The sequence below is a fragment of the Trebonia sp. genome, from assembly GCF_049794275.1.
GTDB lineage: Bacteria > Actinomycetota > Actinomycetes > Streptosporangiales > Streptosporangiaceae > Trebonia.
Genome location: NZ_JBARCR010000624.1, coordinates 1 through 4,153 on the forward strand (window position 1 = coordinate 1; position 4,153 = coordinate 4,153).

The 4,153-nt window shown below is 69.6% G+C and carries 4 protein-coding genes; 1 reads left to right on the forward strand and 3 read right to left on the reverse strand.

Annotation, left to right across the window (positions count from 1 at the left end):
* The 3 genes from WA805_RS16690 to WA805_RS16700 all read right to left on the reverse strand — a co-directional run.
* A partial coding sequence (locus WA805_RS16690) for a sigma factor (protein WP_425242798.1) occupies nucleotides 1–318 on the reverse strand: 318 nt, incomplete at its 3' end.
* 63 nt (nucleotides 319–381) lie between these two features.
* Nucleotides 382–1,749, reverse strand: coding sequence for a hypothetical protein (locus WA805_RS16695; RefSeq protein ID WP_425242799.1), 1,368 nt, complete (start codon nucleotides 1,747–1,749; stop codon nucleotides 382–384).
* Nucleotides 1,746–2,216: a SigE family RNA polymerase sigma factor gene (locus WA805_RS16700; RefSeq protein ID WP_422280538.1), complete on the reverse strand. Its 471-nt coding sequence runs from the start codon at nucleotides 2,214–2,216 to the stop codon at nucleotides 1,746–1,748. The genes WA805_RS16695 and WA805_RS16700 overlap by 4 nt, the downstream gene beginning before the upstream one ends.
* A gap of 216 nt (nucleotides 2,217–2,432) precedes the next feature.
* On the opposite strand from WA805_RS16700, the gene WA805_RS16705 reads away from it, so the two are divergent.
* The coding region (locus tag WA805_RS16705) for a pyruvate, phosphate dikinase (RefSeq protein ID WP_425242800.1) at nucleotides 2,433–4,153 on the forward strand (1,721 nt) is incomplete at its 3' end.

Genomic DNA, 4,153 nt, shown 5'->3' on the forward strand with positions numbered 1-4,153 from the left:
GAGCAGAACCGCCGCCTCGGCCGATTCGGCGGGCCGCCCGTCGGGAGGGACCTCGCGCCTGGACCGGCGGCGCATCGCGGTGCGGCAGCCGTTCAGCACGCTGGTGCGCAGGTAGGCCGGGGCGGCCGACGGGTCGGCCAGGCTGTCCCAGCGGCGGTACAGGCCGAGGAATGCGTCCTGCACGACGTCCTCGGCGGCCCCCGAGTCGCCGAGCATGAGCAGGGCCAGCCGGGCCAGGCTGAGCGCGTGCCGTTGGTAGAGCGCCGTCACATGCCGCTCGGCCGTCCAGGCCCCGGCGCCGGCGTGTTCCGTGTCCACGTGGTCCACGTAGTAAAGACTCGGCCGGCCCGCGAAGGTTGTCTCGCGAATAACGCGGCGGCGCTACCAGGCGATGGCACTGAAGACGTTCAGGTCGCCCATGGTCGTCAGCGGCCGGAACTTGCCATCGGCGATCACGCCCCAATGCTGCGGGTAGGCCGCCGGCGAGTTCGGGTCAATGAAGCCGGCGATCGCCGCCCTGATGCTCCACGTGCCGATCAGCGTGCCACCCGACGAGTCGGCCCACAGCAGGTCGATCGCGGGAGCAGTCCACTTGGGCGCGGCGACGGTGACCTGAGCCACGGTGCGGGCCACGGTCGGGGCCGAAGTCGAGTACGCCAGCCACGCCAGCGTCCAGCGTCCGCCGCCCGCGGGAACGGGCCCCTGCGGGGTCAGGGGCTTGACGGCGGCACACACGATCGTCTTCCCGTCGGCGGTGAGCATCGGGATGATGGAGGTGTTCGCGCAGCTCAGCTGGCTGTAGTAGCCGGTGAACGGATTGGAGAAGCCCTCCGTCGACCAGATGACCCGGCTGTCCGTGATGAGGTCGCTGCCGCCTGCCGACATGTCGAGCAGTCGCATCGTCTCATGCGTGATGTCCTCGTGTTTGCGCGGGTACGAGGCCACCGAGATGGTGGGAAACGCTAGGGCACGGTCGTCGTCGACCCAGGTCAGTGCGGTGGTGCTCAGCGACTCAACGCTGAACCGGCCCGGGCCGCCGAAGACGGTCTGGTCGCTGGTTGACCAGGCGCGCTCCAGCTTCCCGGTGGTCACCGAGTAGACCCGTAGCTGTACCGGCGACTTGGGTGATGTCGCGTAGTTGGGGATCAAGCCGACCGCGATTTCCCGGCCAGAACCGGACAGCGCGACCGCGAGGACATCGTCACCCTTCAGGTCCGGAATAGGCAGCCTGGTCAGCCGCACTTGAGACGAGCTGCCTGGCGCGATCCGCAGCAGGTACCACGTTCTTGGCGGGACCCGGTTGTCAGGAGCAACAGTGGCAATGGGCTGGGTGGCGACGACGAAGGTCCGGTCGTCCGCGGCCGCTGTCACGGCGGCGAACGAGTTGCCCCGGGCCGGCGTCAGGGTGGCTAGGCGCGCTCCGGTGAACGTGTCGCCCACGGCCAGTTTGTTCTGAAAACCCTGCGGGGGCTGCGGAATCAGAGCCGCGTAGTACCGGGGCACGCCGCCGGAGGCAGGAGCCGGCCGGGACGGGGTTGTCCTGAGAGTCACCAGGGAGATCGCGAGCGCTATCACGGCCGCCGCAGCTGCGACAGGTGCCATCCATGCGGGGAAGTGGCGCCTCCGGCGCAGACGGACGTACCGTTCGCCTGGGTTGGCGGCAGCGGTCAGGTCGAGCGGCCGGACCTCGGTGACGGTTTCGCCGTAGGCGCGCGTGGCGGCGCGCACCACGCGTTCGGCCGGAGTCATGACTCCTCCTTGAGGATTCGCCCGATCGCGGCGAGCGCGCGGGACGTGGCGGACTTGACCGTGCCGCGGCTGACCCCCATGGCCCGCGCGGTCTCGTCCTCGGTCATGTCGAGGTAGTAGCGCAGCAGCAGCGCCTCGCGCTGCCGGGCCGGCAGCCGCCTGATCGCGGCCACCACCGCCCGGTACTCCTCGCTCACCAGGGCGCGCGCCTCCGCGGACTCCGCGGGCGGCTCGGTGAACAGGCCGACGGCGCCGCGCGACCTGCGGCGCAGTGCCGACCGGCACCCATTCATCACGCTGGCGCGCACGTAGGCGAGCGGGTGCGAGGTATCGGTCAGGCTGTCCCAGCGGCGGTACAGCCCGAGGAAGGCGTCCTGCACGACGTCTTCCGCCGTGGCCCGGTCGCCGAGCATGATGACGGCCAGCCGGACCAGGCGGAGGCCGTGCTCGGCGTACAGCGCCGTCACCGCGTGAGTGGCGTGCGGTGGAACATCCGTGTTCGCTGTGTCCACGTCTTTCAAACGCTCGAGCGGCGCCGAGGTTGCCTGGCGCCCGGAGATTGCCCGCGGTCTATACCAAGGGTCTAAACCAAATATCGGGCAATCCGTTACGGTCACGTCACGAGAGCAGACCGGAGCGGAGTAGGGTCGAAAAAAAGAGTCTGCCTGCGCGAGGAGCGTTCAGTGCCGAAGTTCGTCTATGACTTCACAGAAGGAAACAAGGATCTCAAGGACCTGCTCGGGGGCAAGGGCGCGAACCTCGCCGAGATGACCAACATCGGCCTGCCGGTGCCGCCGGGGTTCACGATCACCACCGATGCGTGCCGCTACTACCTCACCCACGGCAGGACGCCCGAGGGTCTTGACAACGAGGTAGCCGCGCACCTGGAGGACCTTGAGCAGGCCATGGGCCGCAAGCTCGGCGACCCCGGCGACCCGCTGCTGGTCAGCGTGAGGTCAGGGGCCAAGTTCTCCATGCCCGGCATGATGGAGACCGTCCTCAACATCGGGCTGTCCGACGAGTCGGTGCTCGGCCTGGCCAAGCAGTCGGGCAACGAGCGGTTCGCCTGGGACGCCTACCGGCGGCTGATCCAGATGTTCGGCAAGACGGTGCTCGGCATCGACGGCGAGCACTTCGAGGACGCGCTCGACGGCGCGAAGCAGGCCAAGGGCGTGGCCAGCGACACCCAGCTGACCGCCGAGGACCTCAAGGCCCTGGTGAGCGCCTTCAAGGAGATCGTCGCCGAGCACGCCAAGCGCGACTTCCCGCAGGACCCGCGTGACCAGATGGACCTGGCCATCAAGGCGGTGTTCGAGTCGTGGAACGCCGACCGCGCGATCCTGTACCGCCGCCAGGAGCGCATCCCCGCGGACCTCGGCACGGCCGTGAACGTGGTGGCGATGGTATTCGGCAACCTGGGCGACGACTCGGGCACCGGCGTGGCGTTCACCCGCGACCCGGGCACCGGCGCGCAGGGCGTCTACGGCGACTACCTGCAGAACGCGCAGGGCGAGGACGTGGTGGCCGGGATCCGCAACACTGTGCCGCTGCAGGACCTGGAGCGGCTCGACAAGGCCTCCTACGACCAGCTCATGCAGATCATGCGGACGCTGGAGAACCACTACAAGGACCTGTGCGACATCGAGTTCACGATCGAGCGCGGCAAGCTGTGGATGCTGCAGACCCGGGTCGGCAAGCGCACCGCGGCGGCGGCGTTCCGCATCGCGATACAGCTCGTGGACCAGGGCCTGATCGACATGGACGAGGCCGTGAACCGGGTGTCCGGCGACGAGCTGGCCAGGCTGATGTTCCCGCGCTTCGACGTCTCCGGTGACGTCACCAGGATCGCCAAGGCGATCAGCGCCTCGCCGGGCGCCGCCGTGGGCAAGGTGGTCTTCGACTCGGCGGCCGCGGTCGCGTGGGCGGACCGCGGCGAGCGCGTCATCCTGGTCCGCCGCGAGACCAACCCCGACGACCTGCCCGGCATGATCGCCGCCCAGGGCGTTCTCACCAGCCGCGGCGGCAAGACCAGCCACGCGGCGGTGGTCGCCCGCGGCATGGGCAAGACCTGCGTCTGCGGCGCCGACGAGCTGACCGTCGACACCCGCGGCAAGAAGTTCACCGCACCAGGCGGCGTCGTGGTCAGCGAAGGTGACGTGATCTCCATCGACGGCACCTCGGGCGTGGTGTACCTGGGCGAGGTCCCGGTGGTCGCGTCCAACGTGGTGCAGTACTTCGAGGGCACGCTGGCACCGGACAACGACGAGCTCGTCGCCGCCGTACACCGGATCATGACCCGCGCGGACGAGGCCCGCCGGCTCGGCGTGCACGCGAACGCGGACAACGGCCCGGACTGCGCGCGGGCCCGCCGGTTCGGCGCGACCGGCGTCGGCCTGGTCCGCAC

Bases quoted from the DNA above. Each gene is read 5' to 3' on its own strand.
- WA805_RS16695 (WP_425242799.1), bottom strand. From the start codon at position 1,749: ATGACTCCGGCCGAACGCGTGGTGCGCGCCGCCACGCGCGCCTACGGC.